Source organism: Thioalkalivibrio sp. ALR17-21, from assembly GCF_000420185.1.
GTDB classification, from domain to species: domain Bacteria; phylum Pseudomonadota; class Gammaproteobacteria; order Ectothiorhodospirales; family Ectothiorhodospiraceae; genus Thioalkalivibrio; species Thioalkalivibrio halophilus.
In genome coordinates, this window is sequence record NZ_ATUL01000024.1 from 1 (window position 1) to 20,713 (window position 20,713).

The 20,713-nt window shown below is 67.7% G+C and carries 19 protein-coding genes and 1 riboswitch; of the genes, 9 read left to right on the forward strand and 10 right to left on the reverse strand.

From position 1 onward, the window contains the following. On the reverse strand, positions 1-1,219 hold a 1,219-nt coding region (locus tag G020_RS0111620), incomplete at its 3' end, for a FimV/HubP family polar landmark protein (protein ID WP_024329682.1). A 162-nt stretch (positions 1,220-1,381) separates the two neighbouring features. Between G020_RS0111620 and G020_RS0111625 the strand changes: the two genes are divergently transcribed. Then, a complete protein-coding gene (locus G020_RS0111625; protein WP_018947884.1) occupies positions 1,382-2,035 on the forward strand; it encodes a rhodanese-like domain-containing protein in 654 nt (217 codons plus the stop codon). 192 nt (positions 2,036-2,227) lie between these two features. Here G020_RS0111625 and G020_RS0111630 read toward each other — a convergent pair whose 3' ends face one another. Continuing rightward, positions 2,228-4,342: a diguanylate cyclase gene (locus G020_RS0111630; protein ID WP_231363082.1), complete on the reverse strand. Its 2,115-nt coding sequence runs from the start codon at positions 4,340-4,342 to the stop codon at positions 2,228-2,230. 136 nt (positions 4,343-4,478) lie between these two features. Between G020_RS0111630 and G020_RS0111635 the strand changes: the two genes are divergently transcribed. Further along, entirely contained in the window at positions 4,479-5,519 is a 1,041-nt protein-coding gene (locus G020_RS0111635; protein WP_024329685.1) for a lecithin--cholesterol acyltransferase, read from the forward strand. Between the two features lie 29 nt (positions 5,520-5,548). Here G020_RS0111635 and G020_RS0111640 read toward each other — a convergent pair whose 3' ends face one another. Both G020_RS0111640 and G020_RS0111645 read right to left on the reverse strand, forming a co-directional pair. After that, positions 5,549-6,478 carry a sulfurtransferase gene (locus G020_RS0111640; RefSeq protein WP_024329686.1) on the reverse strand — a complete coding sequence of 310 codons (930 nt, stop codon included), beginning with the start codon at positions 6,476-6,478 and terminating at the stop codon, positions 5,549-5,551. A gap of 85 nt (positions 6,479-6,563) precedes the next feature. Then, positions 6,564-8,729 carry a hypothetical protein gene (locus G020_RS0111645; RefSeq protein ID WP_024329687.1) on the reverse strand — a complete coding sequence of 722 codons (2,166 nt, stop codon included), beginning with the start codon at positions 8,727-8,729 and terminating at the stop codon, positions 6,564-6,566. Positions 8,730-8,858: 129 nt separating this feature from the next. Here G020_RS0111645 and G020_RS0111650 point away from each other — a divergent pair, with 129 nt between their 5' ends. After that, a complete protein-coding gene (locus tag G020_RS0111650; RefSeq protein ID WP_018871011.1) occupies positions 8,859-9,278 on the forward strand; it encodes a universal stress protein in 420 nt (139 codons plus the stop codon). Continuing rightward, positions 9,278-9,616, forward strand: coding sequence for a DUF3634 family protein (locus G020_RS0111655; RefSeq protein WP_018871012.1), 339 nt, complete (start codon positions 9,278-9,280; stop codon positions 9,614-9,616). Before G020_RS0111650 ends, G020_RS0111655 begins: the two co-directional genes overlap by 1 nt. A 42-nt stretch (positions 9,617-9,658) precedes the next feature. Here the strand turns inward: G020_RS0111655 and G020_RS0111660 are convergent, their stop codons facing one another. After that, positions 9,659-10,162 carry a heme-binding protein gene (locus tag G020_RS0111660; protein ID WP_024329689.1) on the reverse strand — a complete coding sequence of 168 codons (504 nt, stop codon included), beginning with the start codon at positions 10,160-10,162 and terminating at the stop codon, positions 9,659-9,661. Positions 10,163-10,296: 134 nt separating this feature from the next. Further along, complete coding sequence (locus G020_RS0111665; protein ID WP_051130344.1) at positions 10,297-10,788, reverse strand: hypothetical protein; 492 nt, start codon at positions 10,786-10,788, stop codon at positions 10,297-10,299. A gap of 499 nt (positions 10,789-11,287) precedes the next feature. After that, a riboswitch (cobalamin riboswitch) is annotated at positions 11,288-11,542 on the forward strand. A gap of 137 nt (positions 11,543-11,679) precedes the next feature. Between G020_RS0111665 and G020_RS0111670 the strand changes: the two genes are divergently transcribed. Further along, a complete protein-coding gene (locus tag G020_RS0111670) occupies positions 11,680-13,818 on the forward strand; it encodes a TonB-dependent siderophore receptor (RefSeq protein WP_024329691.1) in 2,139 nt (712 codons plus the stop codon). A gap of 95 nt (positions 13,819-13,913) precedes the next feature. Here G020_RS0111670 and G020_RS0111675 read toward each other — a convergent pair whose 3' ends face one another. After that, on the reverse strand, positions 13,914-14,285 hold the full coding sequence (locus tag G020_RS0111675; protein ID WP_024329692.1) for a rhodanese-like domain-containing protein: 372 nt from the start codon (positions 14,283-14,285) through the stop codon (positions 13,914-13,916). Between the two features lie 98 nt (positions 14,286-14,383). Between G020_RS0111675 and G020_RS0111680 the strand changes: the two genes are divergently transcribed. From G020_RS0111680 to G020_RS0111690, 3 genes are all read left to right on the forward strand, one after another. Further along, the gene (locus G020_RS0111680; RefSeq protein WP_024329693.1) at positions 14,384-15,622 is read left to right on the forward strand and encodes an MFS transporter; all 1,239 of its coding nucleotides are present in this window, start codon (positions 14,384-14,386) and stop codon (positions 15,620-15,622) included. A gap of 99 nt (positions 15,623-15,721) precedes the next feature. Then, a complete protein-coding gene (locus G020_RS0111685) occupies positions 15,722-15,955 on the forward strand; it encodes a hypothetical protein (protein WP_024329694.1) in 234 nt (77 codons plus the stop codon). A gap of 54 nt (positions 15,956-16,009) precedes the next feature. After that, positions 16,010-16,912 (forward strand): complex I NDUFA9 subunit family protein, encoded by a 903-nt coding sequence (locus G020_RS0111690; RefSeq protein WP_024329695.1) that lies wholly within the window; start codon positions 16,010-16,012, stop codon positions 16,910-16,912. Here G020_RS0111690 and G020_RS0111695 read toward each other — a convergent pair. The 3 genes from G020_RS0111695 to G020_RS0111705 form a co-directional block, all read right to left on the reverse strand. Further along, entirely contained in the window at positions 16,909-17,463 is a 555-nt protein-coding gene (locus G020_RS0111695; RefSeq protein WP_024329696.1) for an SPOR domain-containing protein, read from the reverse strand. The genes G020_RS0111690 and G020_RS0111695 overlap by 4 nt on opposite strands. Before the next feature lie 147 nt (positions 17,464-17,610). After that, positions 17,611-18,810, reverse strand: a complete 1,200-nt coding sequence (locus G020_RS0111700; RefSeq protein WP_024329697.1) for a methionine adenosyltransferase — start codon at positions 18,808-18,810, stop codon at positions 17,611-17,613. A 103-nt stretch (positions 18,811-18,913) separates the two neighbouring features. Continuing rightward, positions 18,914-19,867: a DMT family transporter gene (locus G020_RS0111705; RefSeq protein WP_024329698.1), complete on the reverse strand. Its 954-nt coding sequence runs from the start codon at positions 19,865-19,867 to the stop codon at positions 18,914-18,916. Between the two features lie 414 nt (positions 19,868-20,281). On the opposite strand from G020_RS0111705, the gene G020_RS14685 reads away from it, so the two are divergent. Further along, on the forward strand, positions 20,282-20,620 hold the full coding sequence (locus G020_RS14685) for a hypothetical protein (RefSeq protein WP_156002753.1): 339 nt from the start codon (positions 20,282-20,284) through the stop codon (positions 20,618-20,620). Positions 20,621-20,713: the final 93 nt, after the last annotated feature.

Below are 20,713 nucleotides of genomic sequence, written 5' to 3' on the forward strand. Positions count from 1 at the left end.
CGGGCTCAGGCTCAGGCTCAGGCTCCGGTTCGGGTTCGGGCTCAGGCTCAGGCTCAGGCTCAGGCTCCGGTTCGGGTTCGGGCTCCGGTTCGGGTTCGGGCTCAGGCTCAGGCTCAGGCTCAGGCTCAGGCTCAGGCTCAGGCTCAGGCTCAGGCTTGGGCTCCGGTTCGGGCTCCGGTTCGGGCTCCGGTTCGGGCTCCGGTTCGGGCTCCGGTTCGGGCTCCGGTTCGGGCTCGGGCTCGGGCTCGGCGCCCGCAGCCACACCCGCTGCAGCTGCGGCGCCGCCGGCGGCTCCGGCGGCCGCGGCGCCGGAGCCTTCTTCAGCCGGAATTTGCGGTTCGGCTTCGTCCCCGCGGGGCGACCGGCCCTTGCCGGACTTCGCCTTCGCGCCTCGCTTTTTGCTCCCGCCCCCGGTCTGACGGCGCCCCAGCATGATGCCGGCCACCAGGAACAGGCCCAGGCCCAGCGCCATGGACCCCAGCGCCACCAGCACCGGCGGACGGGTCAGCTGTTCGGTCAACGGCACCTCGTCCGGGCCCGGCCGGCTTTCCACCTCGACCAGCCGTTCCTCGACTTCGACCAGGCGGTCGCGCAGCTGATCACGCTCGGTGCGCAGGGTGTCCAGGTCCTGTTCCATCTGCTGGCGCAGTTCTTCGGCCGCGGCGTCGGTCCCCGCGTCCAGACGCTCCGACTCCAGCAGGAACCGCAGCTCTTCCACGGCCTCGCGCAGTTCCTCGATCTCGGCATCGCGCGATGCCAGACGTTCTTCGATCGCGGCACGCGACATGCCTTCGCGGCCCTCGTCCACCGCTTCGAAGCGGTCCTCCACACGCACGGCGCCCGGGTCCCAGTTCTCGATGTGACGCAGGACCTCGGCGCGGGCACTGTCTCGGTCACGCCGGGCGAACGCCGACTCCGGCGGCCGCTCCAGTACCGTCCCGGCCCGGAGCGTATTCACGTTCTGTTCGGCGAAGGCCTCGGGATTGGCCTCGAGGAAGGCGAGCATGGCTTCGTTGACCGACACGCCCGGGGGCAGATCAAAGGTCTGCACGATGCTGTACAGGGTTTCGCCGCGCTGCACCTCGTGGGTCGGTCGGTCGGGCGATTCGGCCAGCACGGGCGTCACGCCTCCGGCGACCAGACCGAGCCCCAGGCTCAGGCCGCGCGCGGTGCCCGCCAGTCGGGAACCATTGCGATTGTGTTTCGCCCGTCGATCCAAACCTGAACCCTCTATCGAAATCCGGTGGCCACGAACCGTGGCCTCGAGGAGGGTAACGGCCCGTGCAAGCCGTGCTGAAGGAAACCCCGACCGGCAGGGTGCAAGCCGGCACCGTTTGACTCACAATCCCGGCTTGCCAACACAACCACAGTGGAGGAGAAGATGAAGAAACGTTTTGCCCCCGGACTGGCCCTGGCCGGCCTGTTCACCCTGGGCCTCGCCGGGCCCGCTTCGGCGCTGGAAGTCGGCATCACCCCGGACCTGCAATCGCTGGAGGTCCCGCACGGTGACGAGACCGTCACCATCCAGCGCATCCAGGACACCGAGAACCGGCTGGACAACGAGTTCGCGAAGACCTCACGCCCCTGCCCGCCGTTCTGCGTCCAGCCCATGGATCTGGGCCGCGGCGTGGAAACCCTCGGCGAGGCGGAGTTCCTCGAGTATGTCGGCCAGCTCGGCGAGCGCGACGACCTGCTGATCATCGATTCGCGCGGTCCCGACGACTACGCCGCCGGCACCATCCCCGGGGCCATCAACATCCCCTGGCAGAAACTGGACATCGACGGCGACGCCGAGCCCGCGGACGTACGCGACATCATGCTCGACAAGTTCAGCGTGATGGATCACTGGGACCTGCTGGACTTCTCCAACGCCAAGACCCTGGTGCTGTTCTGCAACGGCCCGTGGTGCGGCCAGTCGCCCACCAACATCCGCACGCTGACCAACCTCGGGTACCCGGGCCACAAGATCAAGTGGTACCGCGGCGGCATGCAGATGTGGAACACCCTCGGCCTGACTACCGTCGAAGGCCGGTAGGAGGCCGGCCCTCCGGCCGATTCCCCGTCCGGCCCATCTCCCGCGCCAGATCGGCCAGGGGGCTGGCCTCCTACGGGGCGGGGGAACGGCAGGAGGCCGGCCCTCCGGCCGATTTGCCCCGGTGGATCGTCGGTCCCGATCGGCCAGGGGGCTGGCCTCCTACGGGGCGGGGGAACGGTGGGAGGCCGGCCCTCAGGCCGTACACCCCCGATTGCGCCCGCCACGCTTGGCGCGATAAAGCGCCTGATCGGCGCGCTCCTCGAGCCGCCGCAGGCTCTCTCCCCGCTCCGCACCGGCCACCCCGAGACTGATCGTTACCCCGCCCACAATATCGAACGGCTTGTCCTCGACCACCCGACGGATGCGTTCGGCCAGGGTCCAGGCACCCTCGGCGTCGGTATGCGTCGCCAGCACCAGGAACTCTTCCCCGCCCCAGCGCGCGAAGTGATCGGTGGAACGCAGCACCGTGCGCACCCGGTCGGCCAGCTCGCGCAGCACGCTGTCCCCGGCCAGATGCCCCCAGGTGTCGTTGACCGATTTGAAATGGTCGACATCGAACATGATCAGGGAGAACGCCGTTTCGTAGCGCTCCCGCTCGGCATGAGCCTGCTCCAGCAGCGCGTGCAGCTTGGCCCGGTTGTAGATCTCGGTCAGGCGATCGTGGGTGGCGAAGCGCTCCAGCTCCGCCTCCAGGCGTTTCTGTTCGGTGATCTCATGGAACACCGCCACGTAGTGCTCCAGCTCGCCCGCGTCGTTGTACACCGCGGTGATCGACTCCCACTGCGGATACACCTCGCCGTTGCGCCGCCGGTTCCATACCTCGCCCTGCCAGCGGCCCTCGGCCTGCAGGCGGGTCCACATCTCGCGGTAGAACTCCGCGTCGTGCCGCCCGGACGACAGGATCGCCGGCGTGGCCCCGATGACTTCTTCGGGGGTATAACCGGTGGTCTCGGTGAAGGCCGGGTTGACCCGCTCGATGCGCCCGTCCGGGTCGCAGATCAGCAGCGCATGGGTGGTGTGGAAGGCGGTGGCCAGCAGCCGCTGCTCGGCCTCCAGCGCGCGGCGCTCGGCGCGGTCGCTGATGTCGGCCAGGACCATGCTGACCATGTGCGGTGTATCCCCCGCCTCGCGGAAGACCGAGGCCGCGACCTCCACCCATTGTTCGCGATCTTTCCGGGTCGGGTGTTCCAGCCGCAGCTCCAGGCGCAGCTCCTCGTCATTGCCGGCCTGCAGTTCATCCAGCGCGCGGTACAGCGCCGGCTGCCCGGGAAGATAGTCGGCCAGCGGGCAGCCGATCAGGGCCAGCGGATCCCGTCCCAGCAGGCGGCCGACCATGGGGTTGGCATCCTGGATGACACCCGTCGAGTCGAGAATCAGCAGCCCCACCGGCGCGCGCTTGCGCACCTCCTCGAAGCGGCGTTCCTGACGCCGCGCCAGGCGCAGTTCGTCGCGGGCCTGGCGCAGAGCCTCGCCCAGCTCTTCCAGCAACCGCGACTGGGTGGACGCCAGCAGCTCGGCGAACCCCACCAGCCCCAGCACCTCGCCGGATTCCGGATCGGTGATCCCCAGGCGGCGGATGCCGTGCTCCAGCATCATCTGGCGCGCGCGGAACAGGCTTTCCTCGGTATCCACCGTAAGCAGCGGCCGACTGGCGACCTCCGCCACCGACGGATCCTCCGCCGCGCACATCAGCTGGCGGACCACGTCGCGCTCGGTCAGGATGCCCGGCGGCCCGTCGTCGGCCCAGGACACCACCGCCGCCGCCACCCCGGCCCGCGACATCGCGCGCGTCGCATCGGACAACGGCTGTGCTGCCTCCAGTCGCAGCGGGCGGCCCCCCAGCGCCGTGCCCACCTCGCGCAGGCGCAGGTAGGCCTCGGCCCCGTGGCTGAGCGCCAGATCGGTCTGCGAGATGATGCCGAAGGGCCGGCCGTCGTCGTCGATCACCAGCAGGTGGCGGATGCCCGCTTCGGTCATGATGCCGTGGGCCTCGGTCGCCGACACCGAGCCGAAAACGCTGCGCACCGGCGAGGTCATCACCGAGGCCATGGGGCGGTCGCGTTCTTCCACCCGCGCTGGATCCAGGCGCAGGGCGTCGCGCTCGGTCCAGATGCCCTGCGGGCGGTCGTCCTCGCCCACGACCACGACCGAGCTGCAGCGGGCCCGATGCATGCGCCGCGCCGCCTCCGCGACACTCTCATCCGGGGCACAGCGCACCAGATCGCGCTGTGCGATCTCGCCCACCGGCACGGACGAGGACCCGGCGAAGGTCGCGGGGAGTACGGGCTGTCGTTCTGTATCGTTCACGGCATTCGACCCCCGGCTGGCGTTCGGCGTGGCATGGCGGCACGCGGATCCCAGTATAGACACGGAAAACGCCCGCACGTTATGAGGTGACCACTACCATGAAAAGAACCGGGCCCCCGGTTTGCAGGAGACATCCATGAAGCGTCGTCTGCGGCGAACCCTTCTGATCCTCATCGCCCTGCCCCTGTTCGCTCTGGGGGTCTGGGCGCTCTGGGGCGAATTTCAGCCCGAGCAGGAGCGGGAACTGCGCGTGAAGGTCCACGACCGCCTGGAGCAGTGGTTCCCCGAGGCCATGGAACTGCCCGACGAACTGCTCGGCTTCATCCCGCGCTCGCAGCGCTATCCGGACTCCGCGGCTCCGGATGCCATCCTGCTGCACGGTCTCGACGAGCCCGGCAACATCTGGGACGAGCTGGCCACCGCCATGGACACCGCCGGCTTCAATCCCGTCGAATTCCGTTACCCCAACGACCAGGCCATTGACCGCAGCACCGACCTGCTGGCGGAGCGCTGGGAAGACCTGGACGCCGATCATCCGGTCATCCTGATCGGCCATTCCATGGGTGGACTGGTGATCCGCGATTTCATCACCCGCTGGCGGCACCCGGCCGACGGCGAGCCGCGCATCGGGGGCCCGCCGGTGGACGGCGTGATCCTGATCGCCACGCCCAACCACGGCTCGGAATGGGCCCGGCTGCGCATGTGGCTGGAGCTGCGCGAATGGTTCGCCGATATCCGCGAGGAACGCTTCTCGCTGTTCGCCGGCCTGCGCGACGGCACCGGCGCGGCCAAGATCGACCTGCGCCCGGACAGCCGGTTCCTGGCCGAGCTCAACGCCCGCCCGTGGCCCGACGACATTCCGGTACGCATCATCGGCGGCGTGCTGGCCGAACCCACGCCCGAAATGGAACGCAGCCTGCAGCAGATGGGGGAACAGCTGGACGCCCCCGAGCTGCCCCGCCGCATCGCCGACTGGCTGGACCAGACCGGCGAAGGCCTGGGCGACGGCGTGGTCCCGGTCGACTCCCTGGCCCTGGAGGGGCACCCGGAACCACTGGTCGTGGAAGGCTCGCACCGCGGCCTGCTGGTACCCACACCACTGACGGACACCCCGCCGGCGATCGAGCCCGTGCTGGAGATCCTGGAGCAGTGGCGCCGGGGGCTACACCGTCCTTGACGCCACCTGCTGCCCCCGAAGCGGAGGCCTCAGAGGCTGAAGTCGCCGCCGAGCGGCTCGTCGCCTTCGACCACGGGCAGGGACTTGGCACGTCCCCAGTGGGCCCAGCCACCGTCATACAGGCGCACGTCCTCGAACCCCAGGGCCTTGAGCTGCATGTAGGCCATGGTCTGGCGGAAACCGTCGTGGCAGTACGCGTAGACCGTCTTGTCGCGCGGCAGATCGGCGTACAGCTCCTCCAGCTCGTCCATGGTGTCCCACAGGTGCGTCTGGCCGTTGGCGCCGTCCAGCGAGACGATGTTGATCGCACCCGGGATGTGCCCGCCACGCGGGGCTCCGGTCACCGTCTCGCCGGTGTAGTGATCTTCCGGGCGGGAATCCAGCAGCACCACGTCATCGTCGCGGCGTGCGACCACGTCGTCGTAGATGTCGGTCCACTCGACCACCAGGTCGTCCCTGGCTTCTTCCAGGGTCACGTTGCCGGGCTCGATCTCGGGCGCATCGGTAGAGAGCGTGTTGAACGCGGTCCATTCGTTGGTACCGCCGTCCAGCAGTTTCACCCGGTCCATATCGTAACCGTAGAGGTCCAGCAGGAAGTACACACGGGTTGCGAGCGCGGTCACCGAATCGTCGTACAGCACGATGGTGGAGTCGTCATTGACGCCCCAGCTGCGCAGGCTTTCCTGGAACTGCTCGCGCGAAGGGAAATGCATGATGGGATTGCGGCTGTTGTCGCCGAGATCCTTGAACCGCTGTACCTGAACCGCCCCGGGGATATGCCCCACGGTGTAGTAGCGATGCGGGTGATAGCGTACTTCGAGGATCACCAGGTCCGGGGCGTCGATGTGCTGTTCCAGCCAGTCGGCATTGACCAGGAAGTCGGCCTTTTCGGCCATTGCGGGACCGGCCGCCAGGGCCAGCAGGAGAGTGAGGGTCAGGATCCGGAAGGGTGATCGCATGGTTTACCTTTTGCGCTGCAAAAAACTGAGTCGAAATGGTTGACGCCCGCGCCGGCCGGCTTATTCCCCTGCGCCCGGCATGCATTCAGCCCGGCAGGTCGGCCTGGTTGTGGCGCAGCAGGGAACGCCAGTAGCGGTTGGCGTCGGACAGGATGTGCGTCGCCGCGCCCACCAGCTCGCGCAGTTCCTCGGTGCGCATCCAGCGGGTCTGCTCGACGGCGTAGTCCTCCTGCACCTGCTTGTGCAGGGCGAAGGCCTCCTCGAGGGTACGGAGCTGGCGCCAGACCTGGCCGGACATCGCCGACATGCGCACGACCTCGTTCTGCGCGAGGATGCCATGGATGGCCGCGCCCCAGGCGGGGAAGAACGCGGTAAAGAACAGACTCCACGGAAAGTGGAAAAAGAAGTGCAGCGTGACCACCAGGAAGGTCGCGAAGAACAGCGTGAACGCAAGCCGGTGCAGGTACTTGTGGTTTATCTCCAGGTTGTGGGCCGAGCGGCGGTAATACTCGCGGTGCTCGTCCAGCACGTCGTGGATGTAATCCAGCGCCGCCTCGTTGTGCTCGCTCATCCGGTAGGGCACGCGGCCACGGCGGTCCTGCGGCATGCCCTCGGCCACCAGCAAGCGCTGCAGCACCCACAGTTCGGCGCTCTCCAGCTCCGAATGCAGTTCCAGAGGGCGGCCCTCGGGGCGGCGGTTCTCCGGCCGCCAGTACGGTGCGGAAAACGTCTTCGGGAGCACCAGTAACGGATACCCCAGACGCAGATAACGCAGCTGCTCGGCGAGGAAGCGAAAACGGATCCAGTGTCCGTGGTGATCGCGGTAGCGGGCCTTCAGCACGCGCCGCACGATGAAATGCAGCAGCACGAACTCCACCGCGATCCAGAAATAAGGCACCTCGCCGGGCGTCGCCGGCCACACCTGCAGGGCCCCGGCCACCGCGGCGAACACCGCCATCGCCGCCGCGTAGTAGATCATCCAGGTGTCGTCCTGGTGGCGCGTGGCAAAAATGCTCGCCTGCTCGTCGGACCAATTGAAGAAGTGTTCGAACGCCGGTTCGCGGATGGGGTGCTCGGCCTCGCGCTCGGGGCTCGGACGCACGGCGTTGTAGCGATTGCCCCGGGACGGCCGCGGGCGCAGGGCCCGCAGTGCTCCGGGGAGGTCGAGCATGGCCAGCGCGGAGGATGCCGCATGCAGACGGTTCACCAGCCAGTGGCGCCGCACTTCGTCGCGGGCATCGGTCTGCAGCAGTTCCACCACGCGCGAGGGCTGGCTGCGCGCCGGGGGCTCCAGCATCGCGTGCAGCCACATCCAGCTGCCGGTCACCCAGTTCCATAACCCCGGCGGACGCCGGCGACGTCGGGCCAGCCCCACCAGGCCCAGCAGCCACAGCCCCCACCAGACCACGTAGTGCCCCACCCCCACCTGGTCATCGATCCGCCGGATCAGGCGATTCTCGGTGGCGGTCTCGTCGAGGGCCGGGGTGAACGGACACAGGATGCGTTCCAGCCACTCGTCGATCCGGCGGGAGTCGAGCTCCACCGGGTCGAACAGCGACAGCAGCGCCGCCGGGGTCACTTCCATCACCTCCAGGCGGGTCAGCGCCGCGTCGGTCACCCGCGCCGCCGTCAGCATCATCAGCTGCGGGGTGTCCTGCTCCGGGTCCAGATACAGCAGCAGGACGCCCTGTCGGCGCATCACCGCGTCACGGATCATCTGCCCCGCGCCGCTGGTGACCTCGTGGGGTTCCTGCCCGTCCCACACGGCCACCAGCATGTCCGAAAACGTCAGCGCCAGGTCATCCCGCAGGCGGTGCACCGACTCGGGCGGGTCCTCCGCACCATGAACGGGCTCGGCCCCCAGCACCACGCCACGGCGGGCATGCGCTCCCGGCTCGCCGGCCGTCTCGGGGCTGGTGGACATCAGATGCAGGTCCACATCCAGGCGCGCGGCCGCGGACCGCGCCAGCTCGTTGGTCCCGGTGGCACGCCCGGTGATCAGCCGCATCACCGGCGATACGTCCGCGTACACCGCATCGGTACTGGCGAAACGTTCCGCGGCCGCGCCGTACAGCCGCCGCAGCACCCGCTCCAGGGTGGCCTGCAGACTGGCCCGGCGGGCTTCGGTATCTCCGTGCGACAGCCAGTTGCGCTCCAGCCGCTGCCCGCGGTGCCCCCCCACCAGTACGGAGAACGCCGGGGTCAGCCGGACCTTGTACGGGTCTTCCCCGCCCCCTGTTTCCGCTGCCAACGCATATCCTCCGGGACGAAAACTGTGAAACCATATCACCGTGGCCGTCAGCCGACTGCCCCGCCCCGCCGGAATCTGCTATACGGCTGGAAGGTCGGGCGGGCCGACCGAACCGTTAAGGAAACAACCATGTTTGAACGAATCATGATCCCGGTGGATCTCGAACACACCGACAAGCTGCAGAACAGCCTCGAAATCGCGGCCAGGATGGCACGGGAGTACGACGCCACGGTGTACTACGTGACGGTTTCGGGGAGCCTGGCCAACCGTGCCGCCCGGACCCCGGAGGAAATGGAAAGGCATCTGGCGGACTTCGCCCGCGAACAGGGCGAGAAATACGGCATTCGCACCGATTCGAAGCTGATGCACAGCAACGACGTGGCGGTGGAGCTGGATGACAAGCTGGCTCAGGCGCAGAAGGAACTGGATGCCAACCTGGTGGTGATGGCCTCGCACATCCCGGGCGTGGCCGACCGATTGCATCTGATCAGTTCGAATGCGGGTGAGCTCGCCCGGCGCCTCCCGGTTTCGGTCTTCGTGCTGCGCTGATGATGTTTATCGCCTTTGTGCTGATGATCGGCTTTCTGATCATCGCCGCCGTTCTGCTGGTATGGCAGGTGAGCATCCTCTTCAGCGTGGTGATCGAAGAAGACGGCAGCGTGCACACCACCCGCGGGGATCCGCCGCGCAATTTCCTGCACGCGGTGCGCGAGGTGGTCAGCCGCCACGGGCTGCAGGGCGGCAGGATCACCGCGGTGCGTGGCCGCGACGGCGTTCGCGTGCGCTGTTCGCACCGGGTGCCGGAAGAGGCCCGTGCGCATCTGCAGGCGGCGGCGGAGCGGGTCAAGGTCGGCCGCCGCCGGCGCGGGCGCAAGAAGCGCCGCTGAAACCGGCCCTCCCCGGTACGGGCAGGGCCGGGTGATGCACCGTCAGAGCAGATCGTCCTGGATGGCGTCGATCGCATCCATGGCGCACTGGTGGTCGACCTCGCCGCTGGGACTGCCCGACACCCCGATGCCCGCGACGATGCGCCCGTCGGAGGTGATCTGAGCGCCGCCGCCGAGGATGGTGACGTTGGGCAGGTGCTGGATGCCGTAGCTGACCTCGCCCGGGAAGGCATCATCGCGCAGCTCCAGCGTATCGGTACGGAAGCTGACCGCCGTCCAGGCCTTGCTCTGTGCAGTGCCGACGGTGTGCGGACCGGCGAACCGATCCCGCTTGAGAGCCTGGGTCGTCCCGAAGCGGTCGACCACCGCTGCGGTTACCTGTGCGTTGCGATCACGACAGGCATCCACCGCGGCCTCGACGGCCTTGGTCGCGATTTCGGGTGTCAGGCTGGGTGTGTTGAACGTGGCCGAATCGGCGTGAAGGGGTGCGGCGGCCAGAGTCATCAGGCCGCCGGCCAACAGTGCTGAACGCATGGATGGGGACATATCAACCTCCAGGGTTGTGTGGACTCCACCCATTCTTGTAGGCCCCGTACGGGGATTTGGCAAGCTCCGTTTCGGGACGCCCGCCACGTTCCGGTCCGGCTCAAGGTTTCCACAACCGGCGCGGCCGACCGCCATCAGGCCACCCGGCCGACCCGCTCGGACACCGCATCATCGGCCATCACCGGCGGGTACTGGCGAGCGAGCTCGCGCGCCGCCAGCACGAAGGTGTTCACCTGCGTGGCGTGCTCGCGCAGCTTGTGCGCCAGATCCGGGTCCTCGCTGACCTCGTCCACCACCACGCCGTCCGGGCGCTCTTCCACGTGCACTTCGATGCGCCCGCGCTGCTCGAAAAGGGTGCGATACAGCGGATCACGATCGCGCAGGTGGGCGCTCTCGCGCAGCCGCCGATGCAGTTCCGGCACGTGCACCCGCAGCAGCGCGGCGAGTTCCGGATCCGTTGCCGTCGTCACCGTCCGGGTACCACCCTCGATGAACTCCAGCTCCCTGCGGATTGCTTCGTGGGACTCCAGCAGGCGCTGAAAGACCACCTGCTCACGCTCGTGCTGCTTGCGGGCTTCGGCGTCCAGGTGACCGCCGCAATCGATCATTCTCAGGTGCATCGTCATGGTCTGTCGGCCTCTTGCTGATGATCCTGCCCGGAAGAAGCAATCTCCCTGCCAACTCGTATTTCCCGCCATGACGCGGCCACATGCCGATGCCGCCGATCAGCTGACCACTCAAACTGCGAATATTGGCAGTCACTAATAAATGAAAATGCCACCTGTGACACCCGAACGCTCGCAAGTCACTGTCAAAAGGGGAAAATTATCTCCAAAAAATTTTCGAATATGGATTGATTCCAATTTGCGGCCGTGTATAATTCCCATTGTCGAGTCGACGGCAGCTCAGCGTCGGTTCGCCATGCAGGGGCCCCCTGGCCCCTTCTCTCCTCCATCTCTTCTGGATTTTGCCGTCGGCTCTCGGTGCCCCCCGCACCGACCCGGCGGCCCTTTTTTAATCCACCCGAATGGATCCCTTTGCAAACCACATGCCAGGCACTGACCGCGGCCACGACCGTGGGTCACCCGGACACTGTTGGTTTGACACCACACATTAGCCATCACTAATATTCCGTCTCCCCCGGGTGCTTCGTCGCCATCCCGACGACGAGTGAAACGGGAAGTCCGGTGCGTGCCCGGCCTCGACCTGCGCACAAGTCCGGCGCTGCCCCCGCAACGGTAGGCGGGTCACGGCAGACCCTCGCGAACCACTGCGAAGAACGCGTCCGTTCAGGGCGTACTTCGCGGGAAGGTGGTCTGCCCCGGAGCCAACGGCTCCAGCCCGCAAGCCCGGAGACCGGCCCGGAGGACAACGGAGAACCGCGGGGAGCGGTATCACCGGGCGAATCGGCATCGCTGCGCATCGGTTCACGACGCGCCGACGATGGCGCACGCCCGCACCCCCGCGGTCGACACCCACGACCACGGCGCACGGGCGGTGCGCAAAGAGAGTTCGCAATGTTCCCGAAGAAGATGTTTCCCGCGGCCCTGCTAGGCGGTGCCGCGGCCGTGCCCTTGTTGCTGGCGGCACCGCCGGCCACCGGCGAAGAAGACCCCGACGATTCCGCACAGGTGCTGCCCGAGATCAGCGTAACGGCGGCGACCCGCACCGAGCGCCTGGTGGAGAACACGCCCGCCTCCACCGAAGTGATCACCGGCAAGAACATCCGTCGCAGCGGGGCGACCATGCTGGACGAGGCCCTGCAGGCCGGATCCAGCCTGTTTACCGGTGCCGACGGCAACCGGTTCTCGATCCGCGGCGGCGGCCGCGCGGACATCATCTACATGCTGGATGGCCGTCGGGTCAGCGGCACGTCCGGCCGGGGGTTCGAGCTCAACCGCATCCCGGTCAGCCACGTGGAGCGCATCGAGATCGTGAAGGGCCCCGGCAGCGTGGTGTACGGCTCGGATGCGGTGGCCGGCGTGATCAACGTGATCACCCGCCAGCCGGATGCGGGCTTCGAAGGCAGCGTGGAGCTGCAGGGCGGCATGCCCGCCAGCGCCGATGGCGGGGAGCGCATCAACGGTTCGCTGTTTCTGGGCGGCGGCACCCGCGACACCCGGTTCCGGCTGCTGGCGGATGTGCTGGACCGCGAGGCCTATTCCGAAGACGCCACGGCCGACGTGCGCATCCCCGAGCAGGGCGACCGGGTGCGGCCGTCGGAGTCCGGCGCGCTGGAGGATGACCACGCGATCCAGGACCGCTATGCCTTCGACGAGGACCGCCGCGAGAGCGCGCGGGTCTACAACCTGCGCGCCGGCGTCAGCCACTGGTTCACCGACGACTTCAACGTGGAGCTGGAGGCCGGCCTGCTGCGCGAAGAGCGCGAGCGGCGCTTCCTGCACGAGCGCCCGCCGGTGGCCACCGGCTACACGAACAACAATGGCGATCCGGTGCGCGCCCTGCAGTTCCCGGCACAGCGCAGCGAGGACAGCGACCGGCGCGATCTGGCCGTGGCCGCCGAATGGTTCGTGAGCGACACCCTGGAGCTGAATTACCAGGTCTACGAAAGCAAGTTCGAGATGGACCGCTCCAACACCTTCCTCGAGGCCGCGGACTTCGGCTTTGATGCCACCGGGGACAGCGAATTTGGCCCGCGCGAGGTCACCTTCACCGACCGCGTCCACGACTTCGCCGCCACCTGGCGGCCCGACGCCCGCCACACGGTACTGACCGGCTTCGAACACAAGCATCAGACCTACCGCGACCGCGAACCGGCGCACGAGCCGGAAGACGACCAGTGGGTCGGCGGGGTGTTCCTGCAGCACGAATGGGCGATCAGCGACCGCCTGGATCTGGTCTACGGTGCCCGCCACGACGAGACCTCCACCGAGGTCGACAACACCTCGCTGCAGGCCGGTGCGGTCTATCGCCTGGCCCCCGAGGCCCGGCTGCGCGTGCAGTATGCCGAGGGGTTCAAGCTGCCGGAACTGCGTTCGTTCCACGTGGACACCCTGAACCCGCGCGGACAGCGGGTGCTGGGCGCCCATGTCGTCGATCCGGCTGTCGGCAAGACGCGCCATGAACTCGACCCCGAGACCAGCCGCAATGCCGAGCTCGGCATCGCCGGCGACCTGCGCCTGAGCGACACCACCACGGGGCATTACGACGTGGGCCTGTTCTATACCGAGTTCGATGACCGGATCGCGCAGACTCAGGGCGATGGCGACTACCGCACGTTCCGCAACGTGAGCAACGCCCGCGCCCGCGGCGTGGAGACCCGCCTGGGCGCGGACTTCAACTCGCAGGTGGAGCTGCGCCTGGGGGGCACCTGGATGGATGCGATCGATCGGGACAGCGGCGAGACCCTGACCGACACGCCGGAACTCACCATGGTGGCGAGCGCGCTATGGACGCCCACGGAAGAACTGCGCCTGCAGCTGCGCAGCCGCTACGTGGATGAGGTACGCGTGGCCGGGGACGAATGGGATCGCTCGTTCACCCTGACCAGTCTGAACGTGGAGTACGCGCCGGCGGCCTGGGAAGACGTGACCCTGCGCGGCGGGATCGACAACCTGTTCGATGCCGACAATGAAAGTTCGCTGGCAGCGGATCCCGGCCGCTTCCTCCACGCCGGGGTCCGGTACGACTTCTAGGACGTCCGGTCCGGGGACCGGGAGGGCTGCCTTGAAGGGCAGTCCTTCCCCCGGTTTTCATGTCATTTCTGTCACCACATTGCTCATACGGAGGACTACCCCGGGTGCGGACTGGAACCGGACTCCGCGCAGTATTCCTGCCAGGCTGCCGATCCGCCGCGCAGCACGCGGGCGTCGATGTCCATCGCGCGCAGGCTCTCGGCCACCAGATGAGAGCGCCCGCGCCCGCCACAGAACACCACCACGGGCTGCGCCGGATCTTCCAGATGGGACTCGATGCTGGCCTCCAGCTTGGGCCGGGGGATGTTCACGGCCCCCTCAATGGACGCTCCCTGCGCCTCTTCCGGCTGGCGCACGTCCACCAGCAGCAGCGGTTCGCCGGCCTCCCGCCAGCGCGCCAGCTCCGCCGGCTCCACGTGCGGCAGGGTCTGTTCCAGGCGGGTGATGCGTTCTTCGAAACGGCTCATGACGATTCCTCGGATATGGGTGGTTCGAGCTTGCGGGGAGATCGGCGGTGCCTGCAATCTGCAACGATACGCGTGCGCGAAACCTCCGGGATGCACCCATGGCCGACACCTCCGACGTCCGCAGGCCGGGCTTCGTCGCCCACATGGCGACGGTCTTCATCAATGCCCTCAACGACAACTTCTTCCGCCTGGTCGTCATCTTCATCGCCCTGCGCGAGTTCGTCGCCGAGGGCGAAGGCACGTTCTACTACAGCCTGGTCGGGTTCGTGTTCCTGCTGCCGTTCGTGCTGTTCTCGCCATGGGCCGGCTACATCGCCGACCGCTACAGCAAGAAGGCGGTGATCGTCGCCACCCGCTCGGCCGAGGCCGTGGTGCTGCTGACCGCCGCGCTCATGCTGATCATCGACTACTTCCCCGGACTGCTGGTGACGGTGTTCCTGATGGGCCTGCAGAGCACCTTCTTCAGCCCGGTGAAGTTCGGCATCCTCCCGGAGATCGTGCGCTACGCGCAGCTGTCGCGCGCGAACGGGCACATCCAGCTGTGGACCTTCCTGGCGATCATCCTCGGTACCGCGCTGGCCGGCTTCGTGATGGAGTTCGCCGGCGAGGCGCTGTGGATCCCGGCGGTCGTGATCGTGGCGCTGTCACTCACGGGCCTGGTCACCAGCTTTTTCGTCACCCCCACCCGTGCGCTCAACAACCCGGCACCGTTCCGGCTGAACCCGTTCGCCACCGTCGTGCAGTCGATCGCCGAGATCCGGCCGCAGCGGGTGCTGTTCCTGGTGGTCGTCGGCATCGCGTGGTTCTGGGCCCTGGGCACGCTGTACCAGCTCAACGTCCCGCTGTTCGCCGAGCTGCACCTGGGCCTGGGCGAGCTGGCCACCGGGATCATCCTGACGACCCTGGCCCTGGGCATCGGCACCGGCAGCATCCTCGCCGGCTATCTGTCGCGCGGCGGCATCGCCATGCACCATGCCCCGGCCGGCATGATCGCGGCCGCCCTGATCAGCGCGTTGCTGTATTTCACCGTCGACAGCTACCCGGCCACCCTGGTGCTGATGGCCCTGCTCGGCGTTGCCTCCGGGTTCTTCATCGTGCCGATCACCGCCTACCTGCAGGGCCACAGCCCGGCGGAGCGGCGCGGACGTTTCATCGCCGCCAGCAATTTCCTGTCATTCTCCGCCATGCTGGTCGCGCCGGTATTGTTCTGGGTGCTCACCGGCCCGGCCGGCGCCACCCCCGCGCATGTGTTCGTGATCGGCGGGCTGGCCTCGGCACTGGTCGGCCTGACGGCCCTGCGCCTGTACCGCCGCCACCGCGCGGAGGCGGATGCCTGACCCCCGAAGCCCACGGCCGCGAGGCCGGACCACAGCATCCGGGGCGAACGTCTATCCTTCAGGGAAAGACATCCGCAGGATTGAACCCGGGAGGCCATCATGAGCAACAACATGGTCGATGTAACCATTCACATCGACGAGACCATCAACGCCGAGGCCCGCGAACGTATCCAGGACGAGCTGCGCGAGATGAGCGGCGTGATGGCGGCATCCAGCCACGAGGAGAAACCACACCTGATCGTTGTCGAATACGACCCGGAGCGGATCAACAGCCATCGCCTGCTCGACACGGTCACCGCCAGCGGCGTGCACGCCCAGCTGATCGGCCTGTAGCCGGCGGCGAGCCTTTCAGCCTCAAGAGGCTCACGGACGGTGAAGGAGGCCCCCATGGACCAGGACCAGGTCACGGTATTCGGCGGCACCGGCTTCCTCGGCCGCACGATCGTGTACCAGCTGCTCGATGCCGGACACGCCGTGCGCATCGCGTCTCGCCGCCCGGCGCTACCGGCCGACCTGCAACGGCACGAGCGGGTGGAACACTGCAGCGCCGACATCCGCAACGATGACGACGTGGCCAGGGCCGTGGCGGGTTCGCGTGGTGCGGTGAATACCGTCAGCCTGTACGTGGAGCAGCGCGACCTGCGCTTCACCACCATCCACGTGGAGGGCGCCGCCCGGCTCGCCCGGGTGGCGAGCGAGGCCGGTGTGGAGCACCTGGTGCACATCTCCGGCATCGGCGCCGACGCCGGGTCGCGTTCCGCCTACATCCGTGCGCGGGGCGAAGGCGAGGCCGCGGTGACCACCGAATTCCGCGACGCCCTGATGGTGCGGCCCAGCGTGCTGTTCGGCCCGGGCGATGCGTTCCTGCGCAACCTCGCGACCCTCGCGCGGCTGCCGATGGTGCCGCTGTTCGGCCGCGGCGACACCCGCCTGCAACCGGTGCACGTGGCCGATGTCGCGCAGGCCGTGGCCACCCTGTTCAACGAGCCGCCGGCCGGACACCGGGTGTTCGAGCTCGGCGGCCCGGACATCCTGGAGTACCGCCAGATCGTGAACCGGGTGCTGGAGCACCTGGGGCAGCCCCGGGTGCTCGTGCCGGTGCCGTTTTTCCTCTGGCACCTCGCCGCCGGTCTGGCCTCGTGGCTGCCCCGCGCGCCCCTGACCCGGGACCAGGTCTACCTCATGCAGCAGGACACGATCACCAGCGGCACCTGCGCGACCTTCGCCGACCTCGGCATCACGCCGCGCTCGCTGGAGGCCTCCCTGCCCGAGTGCCTGCCGACGAATTAGGAGCGGTCCGGCGCCCGGGACACGAGGAAGGCATCCGCCTGTTGGTCGTCCCGGTAGGCCTCCATGGCTTCCTCCGCGGCTGCGCGGCTGTCGAAGGAGCCGATCCGGACCCGGAAGTGCTCGCTGTCGTGTTCCGGTACGTCCACGACCTCCAGCTGGCTGTCATAGCCGCGCGTCCCCAGTTCCCTGCTCAGCTGCCTTGCATTCGCCCGTTCGGAGAACACGCCCGCCTGGATCGAGTATCGCTCGCTAACATCGGCTTCATCATGCGCCTCCGCCGATTTCTCGACGTTCATCGGGGTTACCGGCTCGGCGGGCCCGGCATCATGTTCCAGGCGCGCGGCCAGAGCGGCGGGCGAGAACGCGCGAACATCGGCCTCGTCCCTGGTGTCATCCGCCACCGATGGCGTCGGATCCTCGACACTGGTGTGGTTCGGCGCACCGATCGCGGCGCCCGAATAAACGCCGAGGACGAACAGCAGCACCGTTGCAATCGGCGTCCCGAAGACCGCCAGGAACAGTTGCCGACGGGTGATTAGCAGGTTGATCATCTCGTTACCCTCCTCCATGGCGTCAGGACCGCCATTTTGTGATCGCGGGGTCTGGCATGCGCGAACGACAAAAATTCGACGCGTCCGCTCCCCTCAGCCTGTATCATGCAAGGACAATGCCAGGCTGTTGAGCGATCGATTCGAGGGTTACAGGCTCTGGGTGGCGAGGTTCTGCGAAAGCAGGCCTTCCCACAGGGAACCGACCCGGGCGAGATGATGGCGCGCGATCGCCTCGGCGCGGGGCGCCAGGGCCGCCGCCTGTTCCGCGGATTCGGCGCGCAGGCGGATATCGGCGATCTGCGGCTGGTCCACCGGCATGCCGATCTGGCTGACCAGCACCACCTGCGCATCCGACACTTCGTCGATCTCCGCCACGATCGCCTCGGCGATATGGGTGGCCGTCACGTTGTACAGCTTGCCGACATGGGTAACCGGATTCTTGCCGGCGAAGGACTCGATGGTCATCGGGCGCGACGGGGTAATCAGGCCGTTCGCCCGATTGCCGCGACCGGTCTGCCCGTCGTCACCGGCCTCGGCCGAGGTGCCGGTCACGGTCAGGTACAGGCTGTCCGCGTCGGGATCGTCGGCGGTATTCACCGCCACGTCCGGCTCGCGGCCGAGGGCCTCGGTGGCCACGCGCCGCACCTGCCCGGTCGCATCCGAACGCGCGGCCAGATAGGCGTCCCGGTCCGCCAGGTGCGCCCCGATGAAGGCGCAGGCCACCGTCAGGGACACGTCCTCGCCGCTGCGCACCCCCATCACCTTGACGTCCTGTCCACGCGCCGGCGGCGCCTCCGACCACAGGCTCATGTCGGCCGCGAACACTGCTCGCTCCAGCGGGCTCAGGGGCGCGTAGCCCACTCCCAGCGAGGTGTCGTTCGCCAGCTGCGGCACGCCATCCCGCCGCTGACGCTCGAACAGCTCCACCAGGTCCTGCGATCCGGGACGGATCAGCGAGTGCACCCGCACGTGGCGCTCGACATCCAGCGCCGGCATGTGGACGGCCAGCCATGCACGGCAGGCCTCCACCGCCAGCTCGTCCACCGCCACGGTCACGCCGCGATACTCGCGCGTGGCCCGCCCGGCGATGTACAGCTCGATCGGCTCGTCCACCTCGCCCCCGCCGAAGGCCGGGCGGGCGGCACCGCCGCGCAGCAGCACCTTGTCCACGTTGTGGTGCAGCACGAAGCCGAAGCGCTCGCGGTATTCGCGCGACAGCGCCAGGCTTACCTCCTCCGCCAGCGCATCGCACAGCGTGTCCGGATGCCCCAGTCCCTTGCGCTCCACCACCTCGACAGGCTGCAGGCCCGCGGGCCGGCCCTCGAGTTCACTGACCATGATCTTCACGCTTGCCCCCTCCGGCGACGGTCGTGACGGCGATCTTCTCACTGGTGGCCGGCCGTCGCCACATGCAGGCCACAGCCGACCTGCCCCGCGATCCTGCGCGGTTTCAGTCGCTGCGCGGCTGCGGCGGAACGGCTTTCGCCTGCAGACTCGAATGGAGGCTCAGCCCCGTCACGGTCAGCAGGATCAGCGCCATCCCGAAGATCTGGACCGCCGCCAGGGATTCATCCAGGAACACCACACCGAACAGCGACGCGGTCACCGGCTCGACCATGGCCACGATGGAGGCCACCGCCGGCGCCGTGTAGTTCAGACCGACGATGTAGAAGATGAACGACAGACCGGCGCCCAGCACGCCGAGGACCAGGAACAGGGGCCAGCTCGAGGTGCTCAGCACGTCCACCATCTGCCCCGGATCACCCAGCGAGAAAAGGATGAGGACCAGGACCGCGAACGCGATCACCAGGATCGCCTGCGGGCTGCCATGGGGCGCGGCAAACTTGAAACCGAAGATGAACACCGCGTAGGACAGGCCGGAGGCCAGACCGGCACCCGCGGCGATCAGGGTCACGTCCCCGGCGCCGATGTCGTAGATCCCGGTCAGCAGCACCACGCCCAGCAGGACCATGACGATCGCCACCCACTTGAACAGCGTGGGCCGCTCAAGCCCCAGCGCAAACGAAACCAGGTACACGAACACCGGAGCGCAGTACATCAGCGTCGCGGCCACGGCCACGCTGCCTTCCGCGATACTCAGGAAATAGAAGGTGAAGTTGCCGGCCACGCCCAGGCCGGCCACCGCCGACCAGAGCCACATGCGACCGCTGGCCAGTCCGCTGCCCTGCGGACGCAATGCCAGCCAGGCGAGCACGAACAGCAGCCCGATCGCACCGCGATAAAACGACACAACCACGGGATCCCAGCCCTGCCCCGTCAGAATGCCGCCGATTCCGCCGGATAGCCCCCATGAAAACGCCGCCAGCACGACGAGCAGGGTACTCAGCCCGGCCAGTTTTTCGTTGGTAAGGGATTTCAGCGGGTTCGGTGAGGCATGGGGCATTCACTGTCCTTTCATCGCTCGATGATGCGGGAAAACAAGGGACGAAAGTATACCAGCCCCTCGCAAACTGCCCCGGCACATCCATTCGGTTTGGGAGAATACCCGGGAGCTGCCTCTACCCTTGCTCCCCTCACATTCCCTGGCGCCACCTGCGCGGGACGCAGGGGTGTGTGACCTGCGTCGATTGCCGTACCCGAGGGGAGGGTCTACCGTCACAGGTGAGCACCCATCCCCCTGTGTGCTCGGCGCCCCGTCCTCCCCCGGAGGTCGGGGCGTTTTTGGTTTCGAGCGTCCGGACCGTAAAAAGGCCGCAATTCCGGGCCGCACATGGCGAACTCGGACATTCGGCTGATGGAAAGGTCTCGCCGCTCCGCTATCTTCTGAAGTACACGCATGATATTCGGGAAGTTCGCCATGAACACCACCACCGAACACAAGATCATCGCCGCAACCTCGGCGGTGGCCCGGCTTACCACCCTGCACCACTGGCTGGGCGACCCCGCCGATGCACCCGAGCATATCCTGCCGGCGCCCGTGGTCCATGCCTGGGCCAAACGCGGCGAGCCAGGGAGCCAGCACGAAGCCCTGGCGGGGGCGGTCGGACGCGGCTGGATTCGGGTGACCCCGGAGGGCTATTGCCTCACGAGGGATGGTCTCGCAGCGCTGCAAAGCAACGTGCCGCATTTTCGCCGCCTGGCCCGCCGGGACACGCCGAAGACCGCCGCCCTGGGCACCGCACCCACCCGCTTCTGAGCGGCGACGCAACGGCGTGAGCGCAACCTTGAACATGAAGCAATGCGAATCGCGTCAAATTTTCTTCCGCAGGCGGTTTTTCGAAGACGCGCC

What these genes read in the sequence shown, in the direction of transcription:
- G020_RS0111685 (WP_024329694.1), top strand. Translation starts at nt 15,722, where the DNA reads ATGAGCAACAACATGGTCGATGTAACCATTCACATCGACGAGACCATC.
- G020_RS14685 (WP_156002753.1), top strand. Translation starts at nt 20,282, where the DNA reads ATGAACACCACCACCGAACACAAGATCATCGCCGCAACCTCGGCGGTG.
- G020_RS0111635 (WP_024329685.1), top strand. Translation starts at nt 4,479, where the DNA reads ATGAAGCGTCGTCTGCGGCGAACCCTTCTGATCCTCATCGCCCTGCCC.
- G020_RS0111655 (WP_018871012.1), top strand. Translation starts at nt 9,278, where the DNA reads ATGATGTTTATCGCCTTTGTGCTGATGATCGGCTTTCTGATCATCGCC.
- G020_RS0111650 (WP_018871011.1), top strand. Translation starts at nt 8,859, where the DNA reads ATGTTTGAACGAATCATGATCCCGGTGGATCTCGAACACACCGACAAG.
- G020_RS0111660 (WP_024329689.1), bottom strand. Translation starts at nt 10,162, where the DNA reads ATGTCCCCATCCATGCGTTCAGCACTGTTGGCCGGCGGCCTGATGACT.
- G020_RS0111670 (WP_024329691.1), top strand. Translation starts at nt 11,680, where the DNA reads ATGTTCCCGAAGAAGATGTTTCCCGCGGCCCTGCTAGGCGGTGCCGCG.
- G020_RS0111705 (WP_024329698.1), bottom strand. Translation starts at nt 19,867, where the DNA reads ATGCCCCATGCCTCACCGAACCCGCTGAAATCCCTTACCAACGAAAAA.
- G020_RS0111640 (WP_024329686.1), bottom strand. Translation starts at nt 6,478, where the DNA reads ATGCGATCACCCTTCCGGATCCTGACCCTCACTCTCCTGCTGGCCCTG.
- G020_RS0111695 (WP_024329696.1), bottom strand. Translation starts at nt 17,463, where the DNA reads ATGATCAACCTGCTAATCACCCGTCGGCAACTGTTCCTGGCGGTCTTC.
- G020_RS0111680 (WP_024329693.1), top strand. Translation starts at nt 14,384, where the DNA reads ATGGCCGACACCTCCGACGTCCGCAGGCCGGGCTTCGTCGCCCACATG.
- G020_RS0111665 (WP_051130344.1), bottom strand. Translation starts at nt 10,788, where the DNA reads ATGACGATGCACCTGAGAATGATCGATTGCGGCGGTCACCTGGACGCC.
- G020_RS0111675 (WP_024329692.1), bottom strand. Translation starts at nt 14,285, where the DNA reads ATGAGCCGTTTCGAAGAACGCATCACCCGCCTGGAACAGACCCTGCCG.
- G020_RS0111625 (WP_018947884.1), top strand. Translation starts at nt 1,382, where the DNA reads ATGAAGAAACGTTTTGCCCCCGGACTGGCCCTGGCCGGCCTGTTCACC.
- G020_RS0111690 (WP_024329695.1), top strand. Translation starts at nt 16,010, where the DNA reads ATGGACCAGGACCAGGTCACGGTATTCGGCGGCACCGGCTTCCTCGGC.